Annotated in this window: 17 protein-coding genes; 4 read left to right on the forward strand and 13 right to left on the reverse strand. The window is 46.2% G+C overall.

Annotated elements, in window-relative coordinates; all coding sequences use genetic code 11:
- Nucleotides 1–158 precede the first annotated feature (158 nt).
- The 4 genes from MKY92_RS29515 to MKY92_RS29530 all read right to left on the reverse strand — a co-directional run bounded on the left by MKY92_RS29515 (nucleotide 159) and on the right by MKY92_RS29530 (nucleotide 4316).
- On the reverse strand, nucleotides 159–1622 hold the full coding sequence (locus MKY92_RS29515) for a GNAT family N-acetyltransferase (protein ID WP_339298574.1): 1464 nt from the start codon (nucleotides 1620–1622) through the stop codon (nucleotides 159–161).
- Between the two features lie 244 nt (nucleotides 1623–1866).
- The gene (locus MKY92_RS29520) at nucleotides 1867–3375 is read right to left on the reverse strand and encodes a copper amine oxidase N-terminal domain-containing protein (protein ID WP_339298575.1); all 1509 of its coding nucleotides are present in this window, start codon (nucleotides 3373–3375) and stop codon (nucleotides 1867–1869) included.
- Nucleotides 3376–3583: 208 nt separating this feature from the next.
- Nucleotides 3584–3712 (reverse strand): hypothetical protein, encoded by a 129-nt coding sequence (locus MKY92_RS29525; RefSeq protein WP_274599293.1) that lies wholly within the window; start codon nucleotides 3710–3712, stop codon nucleotides 3584–3586.
- A 136-nt stretch (nucleotides 3713–3848) separates the two neighbouring features.
- Nucleotides 3849–4316, reverse strand: coding sequence for a YfbM family protein (locus MKY92_RS29530; protein ID WP_339180604.1), 468 nt, complete (start codon nucleotides 4314–4316; stop codon nucleotides 3849–3851).
- Between the two features lie 96 nt (nucleotides 4317–4412).
- On the opposite strand from MKY92_RS29530, the gene MKY92_RS29535 reads away from it, so the two are divergent.
- Complete coding sequence (locus tag MKY92_RS29535; RefSeq protein ID WP_237177984.1) at nucleotides 4413–4877, forward strand: DUF4385 domain-containing protein; 465 nt, start codon at nucleotides 4413–4415, stop codon at nucleotides 4875–4877.
- Nucleotides 4878–4901: 24 nt separating this feature from the next.
- Nucleotides 4902–6287 carry a VWA domain-containing protein gene (locus MKY92_RS29540; RefSeq protein ID WP_339298576.1) on the forward strand — a complete coding sequence of 462 codons (1386 nt, stop codon included), beginning with the start codon at nucleotides 4902–4904 and terminating at the stop codon, nucleotides 6285–6287.
- A 22-nt stretch (nucleotides 6288–6309) separates the two neighbouring features.
- Here the strand turns inward: MKY92_RS29540 and MKY92_RS29545 are convergent, their stop codons facing one another.
- Nucleotides 6310–7125: an SDR family oxidoreductase gene (locus MKY92_RS29545; RefSeq protein WP_339298577.1), complete on the reverse strand. Its 816-nt coding sequence runs from the start codon at nucleotides 7123–7125 to the stop codon at nucleotides 6310–6312.
- Nucleotides 7126–7371: 246 nt separating this feature from the next.
- Here MKY92_RS29545 and MKY92_RS29550 point away from each other — a divergent pair, with 246 nt between their 5' ends.
- Nucleotides 7372–8031 carry a TetR/AcrR family transcriptional regulator gene (locus MKY92_RS29550; protein ID WP_339298578.1) on the forward strand — a complete coding sequence of 220 codons (660 nt, stop codon included), beginning with the start codon at nucleotides 7372–7374 and terminating at the stop codon, nucleotides 8029–8031.
- 131 nt (nucleotides 8032–8162) lie between these two features.
- Here the strand turns inward: MKY92_RS29550 and MKY92_RS29555 are convergent, their stop codons facing one another.
- The 3 genes from MKY92_RS29555 to MKY92_RS29565 form a co-directional block, all read right to left on the reverse strand.
- Complete coding sequence (locus MKY92_RS29555) at nucleotides 8163–9224, reverse strand: LLM class flavin-dependent oxidoreductase (protein WP_339298579.1); 1062 nt, start codon at nucleotides 9222–9224, stop codon at nucleotides 8163–8165.
- A gap of 141 nt (nucleotides 9225–9365) precedes the next feature.
- Nucleotides 9366–10178 carry a class I SAM-dependent methyltransferase gene (locus MKY92_RS29560; RefSeq protein ID WP_339298580.1) on the reverse strand — a complete coding sequence of 271 codons (813 nt, stop codon included), beginning with the start codon at nucleotides 10176–10178 and terminating at the stop codon, nucleotides 9366–9368.
- Between the two features lie 150 nt (nucleotides 10179–10328).
- Nucleotides 10329–10670 (reverse strand): zinc ribbon domain-containing protein YjdM, encoded by a 342-nt coding sequence (locus MKY92_RS29565; RefSeq protein WP_036612305.1) that lies wholly within the window; start codon nucleotides 10668–10670, stop codon nucleotides 10329–10331.
- Nucleotides 10671–10905: 235 nt separating this feature from the next.
- On the opposite strand from MKY92_RS29565, the gene MKY92_RS29570 reads away from it, so the two are divergent.
- Nucleotides 10906–12057, forward strand: a complete 1152-nt coding sequence (locus tag MKY92_RS29570) for a VanZ family protein (RefSeq protein ID WP_339298581.1) — start codon at nucleotides 10906–10908, stop codon at nucleotides 12055–12057.
- 177 nt (nucleotides 12058–12234) lie between these two features.
- Here the strand turns inward: MKY92_RS29570 and MKY92_RS29575 are convergent, their stop codons facing one another.
- The 5 genes from MKY92_RS29575 to MKY92_RS29595 all read right to left on the reverse strand — a co-directional run bounded on the left by MKY92_RS29575 (nucleotide 12235) and on the right by MKY92_RS29595 (nucleotide 17687).
- Nucleotides 12235–13692, reverse strand: coding sequence for a carboxylesterase/lipase family protein (locus MKY92_RS29575; RefSeq protein WP_339298582.1), 1458 nt, complete (start codon nucleotides 13690–13692; stop codon nucleotides 12235–12237).
- A 279-nt stretch (nucleotides 13693–13971) separates the two neighbouring features.
- Nucleotides 13972–15057, reverse strand: a complete 1086-nt coding sequence (locus MKY92_RS29580) for a metallophosphoesterase family protein (protein WP_339298583.1) — start codon at nucleotides 15055–15057, stop codon at nucleotides 13972–13974.
- Nucleotides 15057–15395, reverse strand: coding sequence for a multidrug efflux SMR transporter (locus tag MKY92_RS29585; RefSeq protein ID WP_215079175.1), 339 nt, complete (start codon nucleotides 15393–15395; stop codon nucleotides 15057–15059). Before MKY92_RS29585 ends, MKY92_RS29580 begins: the two co-directional genes overlap by 1 nt.
- On the reverse strand, nucleotides 15392–16162 hold the full coding sequence (locus MKY92_RS29590; RefSeq protein WP_339298584.1) for an HAD family hydrolase: 771 nt from the start codon (nucleotides 16160–16162) through the stop codon (nucleotides 15392–15394). Before MKY92_RS29590 ends, MKY92_RS29585 begins: the two co-directional genes overlap by 4 nt.
- A gap of 151 nt (nucleotides 16163–16313) precedes the next feature.
- Nucleotides 16314–17687, reverse strand: a complete 1374-nt coding sequence (locus tag MKY92_RS29595) for an ABC transporter substrate-binding protein (RefSeq protein ID WP_339298585.1) — start codon at nucleotides 17685–17687, stop codon at nucleotides 16314–16316.
- Between the last annotated feature and the right edge of the window lie 197 nt (nucleotides 17688–17884).

Genomic DNA, 17884 nt, shown 5'->3' on the forward strand with positions numbered 1-17884 from the left:
ATTGGCGAAAATGGGCGTTCTTCGGTATATGTGTATGGCGCATGAATACGCGGTTGATTATGGGATCAATATTTAGCTGACTGTGCACCATCGATTGGAATAATAGCTACATTAATAAATGGTGCTTCGCCGGACAGCAGGAAGGCAACGAGACGCTTTCAGGACTTCATAGCCTCATAGGCTGCAAGTAATTTCTCTACTTCTACTCCATTGATCTTCATCCCAGTCACTTGACACTGTTCCAACTGCACTCCAGATAGATCGCAATCGATAAAACGACTTCCCCCAAGATCACAATACGTCCACTGCATAGGTACACGGTCAGATCCAAGGTGTGTGTCCTGGAATTGAACGCCATCCAAAGCACAGAATTCAATCTTGCTATTGGTTAGGCGTAAATCAGCTAGCAATATATTGGTCATATTTAGATTGGTAAATTTGCTTCCACTCAGGTTGCAGTCGGTAATCCGACTATTGGTCAGATTACTGGTGCTGTAACGGACTGAGTCCAGATTAGCTTGAACATATTCAACCACTGACTCAACCGAGTCCATGGATAATGTCTCATCACATGTTGGATCAAAAGAATCAACGGACATGTTCTTCTCATATACAAACTCATCCTCAGATGCATAGATACGAACATAACCCATTTTTTCGTAAAAATGATGATTATCGAGCTGCCGACCTGAGGTCTCCAGCTTCCAATTCTCAATCTGCGGAAATTCAATTTCAATAAGCCTCATGACTTGAGATCCCACGCCACGCCCCTGGCATACGGGGTCAATATAGATCTTATCGATCCTTGCATGTTTTCGTCCAAGCAAGTTAACACTCACTCCGCCAATAGCGCATCCATCTGATTCTACAATGTAATAATCCCATTCACGGATCACGTAACGATGCATGCGAACTGACGAATAATCAGGCGGGCATAGATTGTTATCGATATCCTTCTCATTATCCGCCCAGACTTTTATGACATGATCAAAAGCACGAGTACAAATCTCTGTAAGTACAACAGCATCTTCTTGCTGCGCTCGTCGTAAACGAATTTCAGAATGTATCTGTATCGGTTGCACTGGTTCAGACTTTACTTTGAGCAGTTCAAAATAATCGTAGCACTCCTTGTCCATAAGCATTCTGCGAGAGATATAACAAAAACCCGCATGCTCCAGAACTTTGCGTGACGGCTGATTGAAGGGCTTCACAATGCCCACAATTCGATCCAGCAAGGTATGCTCAAATAAATATGATGTTAGGACTTGAACAGCTTCTGTGACGTATCCTTTATTCCGGTAATCCCGGGAGATGGCGTAGACCACTTCCCGGTCTCCTTGATCCAGCATGTCATTCGGAAACACCCCGCACCAACCGATGATGCGCTGATCTTCATTGTGTACCACGGCAAGTAGGATGCGTACATCTTCCGGGTTGAATTGCTCGTAACTGCTTACGACAAATTGTAAAAATTCGCGTAACTGCTCCTCGGTCATTTTCCAATCCGGCAGGATATCCGTGATTTCGGGTTGTTGGATTAATGCATGCACGGCAGCCTGATCTTCCATCGTAAATGGACGCAACGTAATGGAGTTTGTAAGGATGAATAATTGACTTTTCATATAAAACACCTCTGGGGATTTATTTAGGATGACACAACAAAGAGGAGCACCTTCAATAGAGGCACTCCTCGATCCGTTTCCTCATTTCAGAAACGCCGAAGCTCCTCGTAATGGGTCGAAAGGACACACGTATCCCGTTCATGGTCTAACGGAATTTTTGTGGTGTTCTTTTCACGATCATTACGAGAAATCTGGCATATTCTGAAATCCCCTCTCCATACTAAGGCTTACTTATGACTCTCACTTAAGGACGGTCAATGTAAATCCAGCCTGTTTCTTGTTCTTTATCTACAGTAGCTCCAAGGGATTCTGCCACAAAGCGCAGCGGTACATATGTCTTGCCGTCCTTGCCTACATAGGCGGATTCCACCAAGGTCACTTCTTTACCAGCAACCGTTGCCTTCTTGGAACCTACAGTCAGGACAATCTCATCACCAGTGATGTCGTCAATGACAACGATTTGGTTCGAGCCTTTGGTCCATTTCACTTCCGCATCCAATTCTTCAGACACGTAGCGAAGCGGAACAAATGTTGTATTCTTAACGGTGATCGCTCCAGCGTATTCATCATCCGGGAAGAGCACTACACTTTTACTCGTGATTCCAGCTTCATCTTTCAGCAATTGATATGCAAGTGAACTGGAATCAAAATTACGCAGCATCTGTCCAGGCGTAATATCATCCTTCATCAGATCCATAACGCCGCCCGATACATCCACTTCATCAACTGCAACTGTGCCACCGATATTCCACTGTTCACTGTCTCCACTTACGGTTACTGAGTTCAGCGGCAGATCTTCGGAAGCAGGCAGTGCCACTTTCAGTTCAAAGTTTTGCTTGCGAACATCAAGCTTGCTGTCGAGATAAAAGTCCAATTTCAGTTTGGTATCTGTGCCAAAGACCGTTTTGAATTCAGGGGTCTCATTCAACAGGTTGTTCAGCTCCTGATCATAATTGACCAGCATACTATCCAGTCCTACTTTGATGATGGCATATAGTGACGCAACGGCTTCATCTTTCGATTCAGGAACGATCGAATTCAGCGTGTCGTCTCCCCCACCTTCTACCTCATTCACTGCTTCCAGTACAGGGTAGAACACATCGTACAGATCTCCAATCAGGTCTTTCAGTCCTTGCTCATCTTTCGAAATACTCGTCAGGAACGGTTTAACCATAGCCAGCATCTCTTCACCACTAACTTCCAGATGCAGTTTGGAGAGGCTAAGCGCTTCGCCATTCACGGATTCCTGTACCGGTGTTACGGAGATGTTCTTCGGATTGGACAGATGTTTCAGGACAAAAGAGAACAGTTTCGGGGAAAGTTCCTCGAGTTGTTTCTCCAGAGCCTTCGTATCCACCATCGGAAGCGCTTGTGCATCCTGGAACGTATCCAGAGATATGTACAGCGGTTTCTGGGCTCCGTCCAAATCAATCACCAATTGGGACTCATTCATGGACAGGTGGAAAGGTAACTTCGTTCCCTCCATGCTCAGTGTACCTTTGATCGATGCTGTCTTCGCATCTTTCATTTTGGCTTGATCAATATCCAGGGATATGGAATTAATTAGTTCGATCATTTCAAGGTCTTTCTCTGTAGCAAATTCCTTAGCCGGTTCTATGTTTATATTCATGGATTGTCTGGATTCACCGGACTTGATACTCGCGCCATTGGCCATTGCTTTACCAACGTCTACTCCACCCACAGCCTGACATCCTGTAAGAACAACCATTAATAATACAAGTGGCACTGCCATCCATTGGACTAACTTCCGATTCTTAATATGAACTCCTCCTTAGAAAAATATGGTTCATTTCCATTATGAAGGTATAGGTAATTCTTGTAAACGGATACGCAAAAAAATAAACCAAAAGGCCGGAACATGTCCGACCTCTGGTCTATCTATATTTCAGCATATCGTAAGATTCGATAAAACTTCCTGCTTCATTATGCAATGCTGGGAGTTATTCTTGCTCCTGATCTTCTGCGAGCTTCTCATCCGTTTCTTCATCTTCCGCAGTTGTGGGAGTCTCGAATTGATCCGGCTCGTCCTCTTGAATCGCTTTGTTCTCTTCGTTCTGATCCTGTGTCATATCGCATTCCCTCTCTTCTACCGGATTGTCATGTCATCAAGGCCTGGGCCTTGTGTCTATCAATAACCCGAATAGGCGTAGTTCAAACCTGCCTCAATATCGGCATGACATTTTCCATCATAATTTCAATGCTCACTTAGAAAACATAAAAGATGATCCCGTTCCCACTTGCAGCCGTGGCCTGAAACAAGGCCTGGACATCATCCACAGTCTGAACGATCTCCTGAAATGTCTCTTCCGCATCCCAATCTTCCATGACAGGGTAGACGCCTTCAGCGATCATCCGGTCCAGACTATACCGTTGCTTCAATTCCTCCGGTGTGAGCTGCTCCAATGCCATGTATGCTTCCAGCACCTGCTCGTTACTAAGCAAAAACAGATCCATGTCCGAATAGTTTCCCACGTATTGCTCACCTGCGAGAGGCACCACATATCCCAGGGGCGGCTCCCCTTCTACCAAGTTACCGTTCAGCGTGAATTGAAGCATCTGCCACGTTTTATCAATATCCAGATCCACTGCACAATCATGCACACTGATCTCACCTGACTTAATGGATTCAACTATCTCCTTTGTTACCACAAGATATCTGCCGGACATTCCCATACCGCTACCCCTCCTGTGTAATTCCTTCTATTGTTCCCCATTAACCGTGCTTGTTGGTTCAGAATCGGGGTAATCCCTATCAAGGAGGGTGTATACATGAAAAAATTTGATTACAGTCTCAATTATGATGAGTTGGATCTGCGCAAACATCCTGAACTGTACACCGTAGGCCGGGGTGAGCAGGGTGTTCTCATGGTTGAGCCATACAAGGGCGAGATTCTGCCACACTGGCGATTCAAAACACCAGAGATTGCGACAGAGTCATCGGAGAAAATCTATGAGCTATTTTTGGAGTATAAGAAAAAGGGGGATTTCGTGGGTATGGATATGGCTCGCAAATTTCTCCAGATGGGTTATACACGGGCCAGACGGTATACAAATCACAAAGGAGGACGCAAATACTCGAAGGAGGATGGCTCTATCTTGCCCTATCAGAATGATAAGGTGAAGGCAGAAGCCGCAGCTATATTCAAAGCCCAATGGGAGATTGCCAAGACGGATCCAGACTATGTAAAAATGAAGAAGGAGCATCGGGAAAAGTACGAGTCTGAGCAGACGTAAGAACATTGGGTAAACAATTGACTTATGGAAACATTTGTATCAGAATCGATCTTGTTACTGTACATTTTCAACCATTATATTGGAGAAGAGAGGCATCCGATTATGACCGATTCGTTCATTCACTTAAACACAGGCCAGAATATCAGTATCAACGAATCCATCCAACTTCAGGTTACCATTCAATGTACATCATCTCCTTTTCCCTTGGATATTAGCTGCTTTATGGTGAACGAAGAGGGAAAGGTCCCATCTGACGACTATTTTGTATTTTATAATCAGAAGACCGATCCCCATCAAAGTGTGCTTCTGCAACAGGCAGAGGAACTGAAATCCTCTTTTGTACTGGATACAAATCAATTACGGCAGGCTCCTGTGGAAAAATGTGTGTTTACGGCTACTCTGGATGCGGGAGGCACATTCGCCGATGTTCAGGCATGTCAGACGATTGTACAAGCGGGTTCCCAGCAGATTACCTATGAGATCACGCAGGTCACTGCGGAAACAGCTCTTATTTTTATTGAAATCTATAAGTATCGTGACGGGTTCAAAGTTCGTGCGATTGGACGAGGTTTCTTTGGTGGATTGCAGCCGCTGGCAGAGTCATTCGGTGTTGAAATTGAGAGTAACGACACCTCGGAAGCCGAACAGGTTCTTCTCACGGCACATGCTGAAGTGGCAGCCACCTCTCCAGAAGTCTTGGTACCTGATGCTGCACCAAACACGAATCATGCGCCTCTTAACCTGACCAAGATCGATCTCCTCAAGCGTAAAGTAACCCTGTCTCTGCAAAAGAAAAAGATCGAACCTATACAGGCACGTGTTGCCGTTGTATTTGATGCATCAGGCTCCATGTACCATCTGTATCGCAAAGGCATCGTGCAAGAAGCCTTCGAGCGTATTCTGGCGATTGCATCCGCTTTTGATGATAACGGAGAGTTGGACGTCTGGTTCTTCGCCAAAGACTTCTTGCGTGCACCTAGCGTCACCGCCAGGGATTTCGAGAATTATATTGAACGCACATATACGCTGGGTAGCAAAGGCGGTACCAATAACGAACCTCCTGTGATGCAGGATGTCATTCGCAAATATACGATCGAGGAACCCGATGTGAAGATTCCAACGTATATTATCTTTTTTAGCGATGGTGGAGTCAGTCAAAAAGGGAAAATCATGCGGCTTATTACCGAAAGTTCAACCAAAAACCTGTTCTGGCAATTCGTTGGCCTGGGACAAGCCAATTACGGTATCCTTGAGAAACTCGATGACATGACTGGACGTTTCATCGATAATGCTGACTTTTTTGCTCTCGACGACATCTCCAAGATCAGCGATGAAGAATTGTACGATCGTCTCCTTACTGAATTCCCAGGCTGGATAAAGGAAGCTCGGGCCAAAGGCATTTTGGCCTAAAGCTTTTACCCTATACCAATAATCAGGCTTGTACTTTTTCTGCTTTACCATCCTTGGAACGTGGACGGAGCATACTTCCTACAATTCGCAACATCAACTTGCGTGGCACGAGGCGGGTGAACTGCGCTGTCCAGTAATTACCGGCCCCCGGCACAGCATAAGGTTTGCCTGACTCGAGTGCTCTCATGGCCACCGCCACGACATGCTCGGGGGTATCACGTTTACCCACCGAGGCTTCATCAGCACCCACTACATCAAAGAACGAAGTCTCGGTTGAACCTGGGCATAGTGCCAAAAACTGAACGCCACGCTTCCTGTTTTCTTCGTATAATGCCTCTGTAAAAGAAAGTACAAATGCCTTCGTTGCTCCATACACAGCCATATACGGATCAGGTTGAAAGGCAGCCGTCGACGAAACATTAATGACAGCACCATTTTTCTTCTGTAACATGCCTGGCAAGAAAAGATGTGTCATGTTTGTCAAGGCGAGCACGTTCAACATAATTTCCTCCTGCTGCCTGGAACCATCCACCTGTTCAAATAATCCATGGGTAGCAAATCCCGCATTGTTGATCAGCATATCGATGTGTATTCCCCGATTCTGACATTCCTCATATACCCTCTGAGGTGCATCGACTTGAGACAAATCCGATACGATCACCTCAGCCCTTACTTGATATGTACGTTCTATGCGTTCTGCCAATTGATTCAGTTTGGATTCTGTTCTGGCCACCAGCACAATATTTTTACCCTTGGAAGCCATTTCGAGTGCAAAAACTTCCCCAATACCTGAAGAAGCACCTGTAATAAGTACCCATTGATGCTGTTCCTTTATCATCTCTCATCCATCCTCTATATATAATTTAAACACTCGTTTTCACTAGGAAACATTGTTTCTTTATAGAATCATCGTAACCAAATTTCATGACGCTGTCAATTACATTTGATAAATTTGAATCTAGGACGTGGTGCTTACTTACTAAATTCGGATTAAATTGACGTCATCCGGCGTAAAACAGTAGAATGACCATAAAAGGAAACATAGTTTCTGTTCAACAACAATACGGTTACGAGGATGAAATCAATGAAGGATCATAATTCGGGTTCCACGGAATCTGCACATACAGTAACGACCTTTCAGCAAGCCAGACTCCAGCACTCGGATAATCTGCGGCAAAATATTGTGCATGCTGCTGCTGCTCTACTGCAAGAGCATGGACCAGAGGCCGTCACGGTACGCCGTGTAGCTGAACGCATGGAGTGCTCCACCAAAATCATATATAACCTGTTCGGGAAAAAAGAAGGGTTAGCCAAACATCTATATTTAGAGGGATGTTCCCTTATGGCCCAGCGATTTGAAACTATACCCCAGCAGGAATCGTTCGAACAATATTTCCGTGATCTGGCCTACGTCTACTGGGACTTCGGCATTTCTCAATCCAGCTTCTATCAGCTGATGTTTGGAGGGTCTTTTTCCGAATTCAAACCAGATGGAGAGACCTTGCAGGGAACAGCGACTGCACTGAAGCAAGTGTCTGCTTTGGTGGAGATAGCGATTGAACAGGGAATGCTTCAGGTGCAAGATCCCCTGCTTGCAGTACGAATGATCTGGGCTCCCTTACACGGTGTTATTCATCTCTATTTGGGAGGTCATATTGAGAGTGAAGAAGCTGCCAAAACCCTCTATGATCATACGTTGTCCATGGTTATACACTCCCTTGTGAGTACATCTGCAAATGGATAAGCATTAGATCTGCGCTGTTTTAGATGCTTTTAGAAGATAAACAAAAAGGAGCAGCCCCATTGGCGTAATACGCCTAGGGCATGCTCCTTTATTTGGTTGACTCTATCTAGTTCCGTAACGGTTTCAGTCGATTAACGCGCCTCTTCGTTCTCAGCTTCCCAACGTGCAATTTCTTTGCGCACAATTGGAGCGACTTCTTTACCAAGCAGTTCGATCGCTCTCATGACCTCGTTGTGCGGCATGGTGCCAAGTGGGGTGTGCAACATGAAGCGTGTAATCCCAACTTCTTTGCGCAGGTTAATAATTTTCTGAGCTACGGTATCCACATCACCTACATACAATGCACCTTCCAGGCTCCGCGCCGCATCAAATGTCGCACGGCTGTAGTGTCCCCATCCACGTTCACGACCCAGTATGTTCATGACCGCTTGCGCTGGCGGGAAGAATTTCTCCACGGCTTCGTCTGTTGTATCGGCAATGAAGCCGTGAGAGTGAGAAGCAACGGTCAGCTTGGAAGCATCATGTCCCGCATGTGCAGCTGCTTTCTTGTACAGTTCCACCAGTGGTGCAAATTGTACCGGACGGCCACCAATAATGGCAAGCACCAGTGGCAAACCGAGCAATCCTGCACGAACGACGGATTCCTGATTACCGCCACTGCCAATCCATACCGGAAGTTTTTCCTGAACCGGGCGCGGGTAGATGCCCAGATTGTTAAAGGAAGGTCGGTGTTTGCCTTCCCAGGTTACTTTTTCCGAATCACGCAGTTTGAGAAGCAAATCCAGTTTCTCGTCGAATAACTCATCGTAGTCGTTCAGATCATAGCCGAATAGTGGGAACGATTCGATAAATGATCCCCGCCCTGCCATAATCTCTGCACGTCCGTTCGAAATGCCATCTAATGTCGCAAAATCCTGATAAACCCGTACCGGATCATGCGATGATAGTACTGTTACCGCACTCGTCAAGCGAATATTCTTGGTCTGTGAAGCTGCAGCAGCCAGAATGACAGCTGGTGATGAAGCCGCATAGTCAGCACGATGATGTTCTCCCACGCCGTATACATCCAAACCCACCTGATCTGCCAAAACAATCTCTTCAACAACATCGCGAATGCGCTGCGCATGACTGATAAGTTCTCCTGTTTTTACATCCGGGTTCGTCTCTACAAATGTACTAATTCCGATTTCCATTGTCTGTTCCTCCCTGGTATGAAGCGATCCGTTGTCCATCTAACCTATTGTAAGTAGATCACCTTTTGTTATATATCTTAATATTGAACTATTTTGATGAAAAACACAAGTACCCTCTGTTTCCAGGGGGTACTTATATGATTATTTCTTCCTCCCAATGTACAGCAGGTGCGACGAGATTCCCAATATGGAAGGATCTTTGGCCGCTTCAATCATATATTGCATGAGTTCATCATACTCGCTGCGTTCTTGCCAGTGTTGTAGCTGCTCGTCCGTGAGCATCGCTCTAAGGCTTGATGAACCAATCAAATCGACAGTTTCGAAGTTGTGCTGTTCCATGAAGGGCGTAACGTCCTGAATATTAAAATAGTATGCTCCCGTAAATCGTCCTTGATCCTGATGATTGAATATACCCTTTTCCACAAAAGAACGGATTGCTGCCATGTTATCATTCGGTTTCCAGTGCTCCGGGGATTGTAACGAATTGATACTCATGCGCATTCGGCTTTGCATGGCTACAAACACCACGCCCCCTCGCTTGGTCACACGGTACAGCTCCTGCACAGCAGCCATCCGCTCCCCTTCTGTCTGCAAATGATATAACGGCCCCAGCATGAGGGACGCATCGTACGTCTCATCAGCCATACCGGAGAGCGAAGTCGCATCGAGAACATGGAACCCATCGAATTGCTGTGTCAAACCGAACTCTTGAGCCTTTTGCCGTGCAGTATCTACGGAGGACGGTGTCAGATCAGATAAAGTGACCTGGTACCCCAGTTTCGCCAGCTCCATGGCATACTTCCCCGGCCCAGCGCCATTATCCAGAATATGACCGTTGGCAGGCAGATACTCTCTGATGTAATGCATGTTAATGATGAATTCAATTGGTTCCCGTTCCAGTCTGCCCCACTCATCAAACCCGGAATAATATTTAATAATGTGATCTCTCTTCATCGCTCTGACACCTGCCTTTTCTAATATGTAGACCACCTAACCATGTTCAAAATTAAATTCCAACCAGTATATATCTACTAAATATTTCCTGTCAAACAAAAAACGTTCAATTCCCATTGAATGCGGAACTGAACGTTTCTCCATCTTATCTTATATCTTTTTCACAAACTCAGATTTCAGCTTCATCGCACCCAAGCTATCGATCTTGCAATCAATATCATGATCCCCATCAATTAGGCGGATATTCTTCACCTTCGTGCCCTGTTTGACCACGAGTGAGCTACCCTTAACCTTCAGATCTTTAATGACGGTAACAGTATCGCCATCACTTAGCACATTTCCGTTGGCATCGCGGATTACTTTTGTATCCTCTGCGTTATCATTGTCTGCTTCCAAAGACCATTCATGCGCACACTCCGGGCAAACCAGCAGATTACCATCCTCGTAAGTGTACTCCGAATTACATTTCGGGCAGTTGGGCAAATTAGACATATGTATTATACTCTCCATTCTACGATTGGCTTTCCCGCAAGTATACGGGATTTCGGCGGTATATTCCATATGCTTGGTCACTGCATGGATGGATTTAAACCAAATTTAAGGTTCTTGCATCCCTCACTTTAAGGGTAACTACTTATGATGTAACAATTGGATACGCACTACACATACATGAATTTTATGTCTCTATGAATTGTTATTATATTTAATACCAAAGGAGTTCCTGCTCATGTCCTCATATGTTTTCCCTGTGCAAACGGCTTTTTTGATCTTTGTTGTTGCAGCCATGTTCTTGCTGGTGCCGTGGTTGATCTATGGTTATCGTAAAGACGGCTTCTTCAGCTGGTCACGGTTTGGCGTCAGCTTTTCGTTTATCTTTTATATTCTGGCCGCCTATTGCCTCGTTATTCTCCCGTTTCCGACTACGCGAGATACCTGTGCGCAGCAAGCCGCTGACACGATCTACTACAATCTGGTTCCATTCACTTTTGTCAAAGACATCATGAAAGAAACACCCATTGTATGGACCCAACCATCCAGCTATATCGGAATGATTCAGGGCAGAGCCTTCCTGCAAGTGTTGTTTAACGTCCTGCTTCTCATGCCGCTGGGTGTATATATCCGTTACTTTTTTCAAAAGAGATCATTCTGGAAGTACGCCCTGCTTGGTGGATTAGGGCTTTCCTTATTCTTCGAGATCACCCAAATCACCGGATTTTACGGATATTACAATTGTCCCTACCGCCTGTTCGATGTAGATGATCTGTTATTGAATACTTCGGGAGCAGTCATTGGATTCTTCACAGCGCCCATCCTGCTTGCTTTATTCCCATCACGTGCAAGCATTCAGGCGAAGAGCGAACAGATTGTGGAGCAAAACCAAGTGTATACTATGCCTCAATTGCTCGCGTTAATTATTGATGGAATCATTGTTGTCTTCCTTTCGAATCTAATATCGATCTTCACAGCGTCTGATGTGGTCAGTGATGCACTAAATACATCCATTGCTATGGTCATTGTGCTGTTCTTCATACCTTGGGTACGAAATGGGGTAACTCCAGGCTCGGCCATCTTGCGATTCCGCTATGTGGATCGTCAGACCGGCACACCTACCAGTGAATCGTTATTCAAAAGATTTGCCGCACTCTATGTTCCATGGCTGCTAGTTACGATCATTCGCTTGGTCAACGATTATGCTTTTTCAGGTCATCAGGATGTTATGCTTCAGCCTTATCAAATGTGGATCTCCCTGGGGACATTCGGTATCTATATGTTAGTCTACGCCGTGCTCTTTGTTCATGTCTTGATCGTGCTTTTCTCCCGTGGAAAACGTTCCTTCTACTTCGATGAGGTATCCCGCACGCGGGCCTCTCGTAAATAATGTTTGGAGTTTAACAAGGCATAATGAAGGCATAATGTCCCTCTAATTAGTGCTTACGTTCTGCTTACTATTCAGCCGGATTACCTAAAGAGGACGTTCATTCTCAGAATGAACATCCTCTTTTTAATTTGCTCATTGCAACTATTTAGAGTATCCATACACAATAACCAGCCTGGATTATAACCCTAACAGCTCTCGCTTGGCTGAATCCGGATCATGTACAACCTCAATCTCATGGTTGAAGATTAGTGTCGCACGACCCTGCTCATATTCAGGCCAGTTCACACCTGCAACTTCAGGTTGGCCATTCTTGGCAAAGGAAATCCAGGCATCCTGTACCTTGAGGGCAAGTGCTGCCGCAGCTTCATCCGGCTCCGCATTCATGAACTTGAGGACATGCAGTGTATTAAACACAAAGAACATTTCGATGCTGTGAATCGCTCTTTTTAACAAGGGATGTTCCGGCATCACCCAATCAAATCGATACATCCACACCGGGGCATATTTCTGTTGTGCCGCAGCATATTGCAGCGCTGACCGCCAGAAGAACATATCGGTCATGACTTGGGCTTGTCCATCTGCCGTTTTTGGATAACTATCCGCGATGGCTACCCGGTTCTCCAGATCTGGCGTCATAAAGTCTACGCCCTGAACCATATCGATTTCTTTTGAAAAAGGTACATGTGGCTGGATGAACAGTGCACCCTCGTGCAATGTCGTACCAATCAGTACCGGAATATCCTGCGCTGAGCCTTCACTCACCGCCTGAAGCGGCACCTGTGGCAGTGTCTGGCCATCCAATACAGGTTGGAACAATAATGCCATACCTGCCCCGCTCTGCTGTTTGACCGTTTCACCGGCTGCAATAATCTGATCTACAGGAATTGTATTTAACTTCTGCAGGTTGTTCCGGTCCACCCCAAGAATCTTTAACATCCCTTCCCTCAACGCTGAAGCTTGCTCTGCCGGCATGAACTGGGATGCACCGCTCTCCATAATGGCACGTTGGAAGAGTCCTTTGGCCGCTGGCATCGCCATCAGTGCTGCAATGCTCATGCTTCCCGCCGATTCGCCGAACACCGTAACTTGATCCGGATTACCACCAAAAGCAGAGATATTATGCTTCACCCACTGTAATGCCGCAACCTGATCCAGCAGACCTGCATTGGATACATATGAATCACCTAATGGAGCCATATGCAGGAAACCCAAAGGTCCTAATCGGTAGTTAATCGTCACAACGATGACGTCCCCCCGAACTGCTAACTGTGTACCATCATACATCGGCTGGCCACCCGAACCGGACACGAAGGAACCGCCGTGAATCCATACCATGACCGGCAGTGGTGTTGCTCCTTTTTCCTTAGGTGCCCAGATGTTCAGATATAGACTATCCTCTGACTCATTCGGAATTTCTGTCTGGTCTTCTGGTTGATGGTTTCGAGGTTGTATATTCTCAGGTCCAAATTGAGTGGCCTGTCTGATTCCATCCCATGACTCGGGTTGTATCGGAGCCTGGAAACGTAATTCACCTACTGGGGGTTTCGCGTAGGGAATGCCCTTCCATACGCTTGCACCATGCAAAAGCTCGCCTTGAACTGTACCGTACTTCGTTGCAACTTGAAGTTCTTTCATATGCCGCCTCTACTTCCTCTCCATGAATAGGTTAGACTAACGATTAATAAGTTAATGTGTACTTATTTGAGTATAGTTTGTACGAACACCCATTTACAACTTTACCCAGTATTATATGCCCCTACTACGTTTCACGTGGAACTTTATGGGGTGGATGATCTGATACATACCTTTAAGATGGACACCAAAAAGGTCACCATAGAGCAGTATCATCAAATCTAACTTATCTTAATGATATTGACCCTTAGAATGACCCCTTCCCGTTGACTATCCTAATAACTAACCTTCTACAGGATAATGCACCGTGAACTCAGCACCCTCAATCCATTCACTCGCGACAAAGTCCCGTCCCTTCACAACCACTCGATTCTTATAAACCTCCACATGAAGTCCTTCACTGCCCTCCAGATGCTCATCCTGATCTGTCCAGAGATAACCTACAGACGACGCATTGAACATCGTTGGCTTCTGGCCCGCACCATCGTACATCGTATGATGCGCCTCTAACTGCCAATGGGTGTGACCCGAGAAAAGGATCGCTTGCGGGTATTTGGCTAGAACGGCCTTGAGTTCTGCATCCTGATTCACACCATACCAGCCTTGTTCCTTCATCGATCCTGCCACCGTATCCATAAGCGGCTGGTGTAAGAAAATGAAGATGGGATGCTCTGGCGTTGCACGCTCAGACAATTTCGCATCTAGCCACTCCAACTGTTCAGCCGACATATCACAATCCTTTGGATGAGGTTGCTCCGTGCCCAAGAAAATATAATGATACCCGTCGATCCAGTGATCGTGGTAGGAGCCCTTCATACCGGTTGTCCCTTCAAAATCACTTAATCGACGCTGCCATAACCCTGCAACTGTAATGGATTCAGCTTTGTCGGATATATCTTGACCCTCCTGCTCCGAAGATGCAGCAGACAACGTATATGTCCCGCCGGATAGTTGCTCAATTAGTGCAGCTGATTCAGCAGCGGTTTGTTTTGTGACCAGTTCCATATCTGCTTCTTGTTCCAACAACTTGGCTACATCATCCTCTTTCATCTCAAGCAAAACGATCGGAGGATCTTGCCATACCACGGCTCCAATATCATGATTACCTACCGTGTAACGAATATCCGGCAAACTCTCCGCATGTTGCTTCCATATACGTTGCAACTCACGATATTCACTCGGTAGCCCACGATCCGTCACATCGCCTACATGCATAATCCCACTGCTACCCTGACAAAATGTAGCTATGTCGGCTAATGCTTGGTCCAGATGCCGGTTATGAATATGATCTGCCTCATCTCGCACATGTGTGTCCGTAATGACCTGGAAGCTGGCAAGTGGTTGCTCCGGTGTATGTTCATTTTTCATCAAGAATCACTCCATTTCAGTCCAATAATGCCAATCAGAATAAAACTGATCCATACCATCGACGTGAGCCGCAGACGTTCACCAAAAAAGTAATGCCCTACAACACCAATGAGCGTAATGCCCACCCCAGACCAGATCGCATAAGCTACAGCCAGCGGCATATACTTCACTGCAAAATTAAGAAAGGTAAAGCTTGCTCCATAACAGACAAACATCAACACCGAAGGCCATAACCGCGAGAATCCATCCGATACTTTCAGCAAAATGGTAGCACTCAGCTCCAGCCCAATGGCCAGTGCCAACAGTACCCAGCCCAAGTAAGCATGACTGTTCGTCATCGATTCAGCCCACCATTCAGCAATTCATGGAAGGATTGAATCGTTCTATCCGCCAAACGGATTTTTCCCGTTTCTCCAATGCCAATCCTGTACCCCGCACCAGCGATTCGTGCCATCTCCATGTCTCCGTCCGTATCTCCAATAACCACAGTATGCTGCACTGATACACCCAACCGTTCACAGGCAAGTAGAAGCATATCGGGAAAAGGCTTGCCCCGCTCCACCAGATCCGTACCAATCACCACGTCAAAAAGGGATTCCAGTCCCATCCACTGCAAATGTTTAATTGCATTTGGTGTATCATCTGCAGTCACTACACCCATAACCACGCCTTCGCTACGGCACTGTTCAAGGAATTCACGAACGCCCGGTAACGGACGTGCTGGACGATGCTGCTCCATCTCTTCCTCCGCTCGCGCCAAGCATCCCCGAACCATAATCTTGGCTTCCGCCCAGCTGAGACCCACACGATATCCATGCCACGTCAGCACGGCATACACTTCATCCATGGTTCCCATCGCAAGCGGCCCTCGCACGTCATACCCATTCATTCGGCCTTGTTCATCGTGGAATGTACCCCAGATCTGCGGAAGTTCCTCTGTGTTGATACGCAGTCCTCGGATTGCCAACTGATCTCTGAAGTCGTTCAACACACAATCGGTCCAGAATCCCCACATACCTGTAAAATCAAGCAATGTCCCATCCTTGTCAAACAAAACAGCTTCAATCGGATTCGGTGATCCGTCCACATACGTTTCATCTTGCATTGGTCAAACTCCTTGTCTGCGATCTTTATGAACGGAAAGGACGGTACAGCATGTACCGCCCTTTTCGCATGAGTTCTTATAGTAATACGTTTTTGCTTGCAATCCGAGCAGGTTCACAACCGAATCTCGCGGAAGCATTTCATCGATATCGTCACTTCACAATACGATCCAGTTCCTTCTGCGCTTTCTCTTTCGCTTCCTTCAGCGCTTGTTCAGCTGGCATATTATTGATCTGCACCTGATCAGCTGCATCCTTCAATGCATCATTGATTTTGCCACCCGTTGGATCCTGGAATGGAGCCGAAGCGTGAGCTGCCTGTTGCAGTGGTACGGTGATCTGCGGGTTTTCCTCACTGAATTTCATAAACTCTGGATCTTGTTGAGCCGATTGACGTACTGCGATATATCCGGTGTTCATGGACCATGAAGCTGTATTTGAAGTCTCAGAGAAATACGTAAGCCATTTGTATGCTGCCTGTTGTTGTTCAGGCGTTGCCGCTGATGGGATACCTGCCGATATGGCACTTGCTACCGGTTTTCCTTCACCAATACCTTCCCAGCCTGGTTGTTGCATTGCAGCGACTACGCTGAAGTCCAAGTCACCTTGGTCACCACTAGATCCGGTGTAACCTGCTGCTTTATTTTTCATCACATCATCAATCGTTTTGTACCAATACTCCCAGCCCTGACCTCCATAGTGAATGCCCATAATCTTGTCTTCGTTGATCCATTTACGGAACAAGTCCCATGTCTCGATCCATTCCGGGGAGTCGATCATGACGGTTTTGCCATCGTCGCTAAGAATCTGTCCGCCCTTACCCAGCACGGCATCAATCATATTGTCTCTACCCCACATCGGTTCCCAACCGTAGAAGGTGGTCTTGCCATTTTCTTGTTTGCTCATCTTCGCTGCCGCCTCAGCCAGCTTCTCCCATGTCGTCAGAGTTGCTGGGTCGATTCCGTTCTCCTTGAACGTATCCATGCGGTAATACATGATCTGAGTCGTACCGTACATTGGCAAAAAGTATTGCTTTCCATCCACCTGTCCCTGGTTCAGGAATGTCTGTATGAAATCGTCTTTCTTAAAATTCGGATCAGCGGCAATCATCTCATCCATGGGTGCATAATATCCTTTGCGTGCCCAGTCTATATTGGAGCTGAGTACAGCGGCTGGAACCTTCTTGGAAGCAATTGCTGCTTGCAGCTTCTGTTCCGTTTCCGTGTAATCTGCTTGTACAATCCCCTTTACAACGACTTCGTTCTGGGAGGCGTTGAACGCATCAATCGTCTTTTTCATGTTATCGCCCAGATTACCACCCAGACCATACCAGAATTCAATCTCCACCGGATCTTTCGCCTGAGCTTCGGTTCCACTGGCAGCAGCCGTCGTGCCTGATTCTGCGGGTGCTTGTGTTCCACAAGCGGTCAGCAGTGCAAAGCTGGTCGCAAGTACCAGCGACATGCCACCCTTCCAGTTCAACCTCAATCTCTTTTTCCATGTCATGCTTGCTTGACTCCAGTTCATTGTTGTTCCTCCCGTTTTAGGTGAAATGGTAGTTTGCATAAATTGAACTAAACAATATTTACACTAGCCACTCCAATGACAGAACAACCCTCCGATCGCTGTTATCCCCAGATTTTTTTGATTCCTTTTTATAAAGGTAAAATCTGGGGATAAAGGCGAGCGCTTCGCTTCTTCAGATTATTTCTGTCCTCTCCGTT

Source organism: Paenibacillus sp. FSL R5-0623, from assembly GCF_037974265.1.
Classification (GTDB): Bacteria; Bacillota; Bacilli; order Paenibacillales; family Paenibacillaceae; genus Paenibacillus.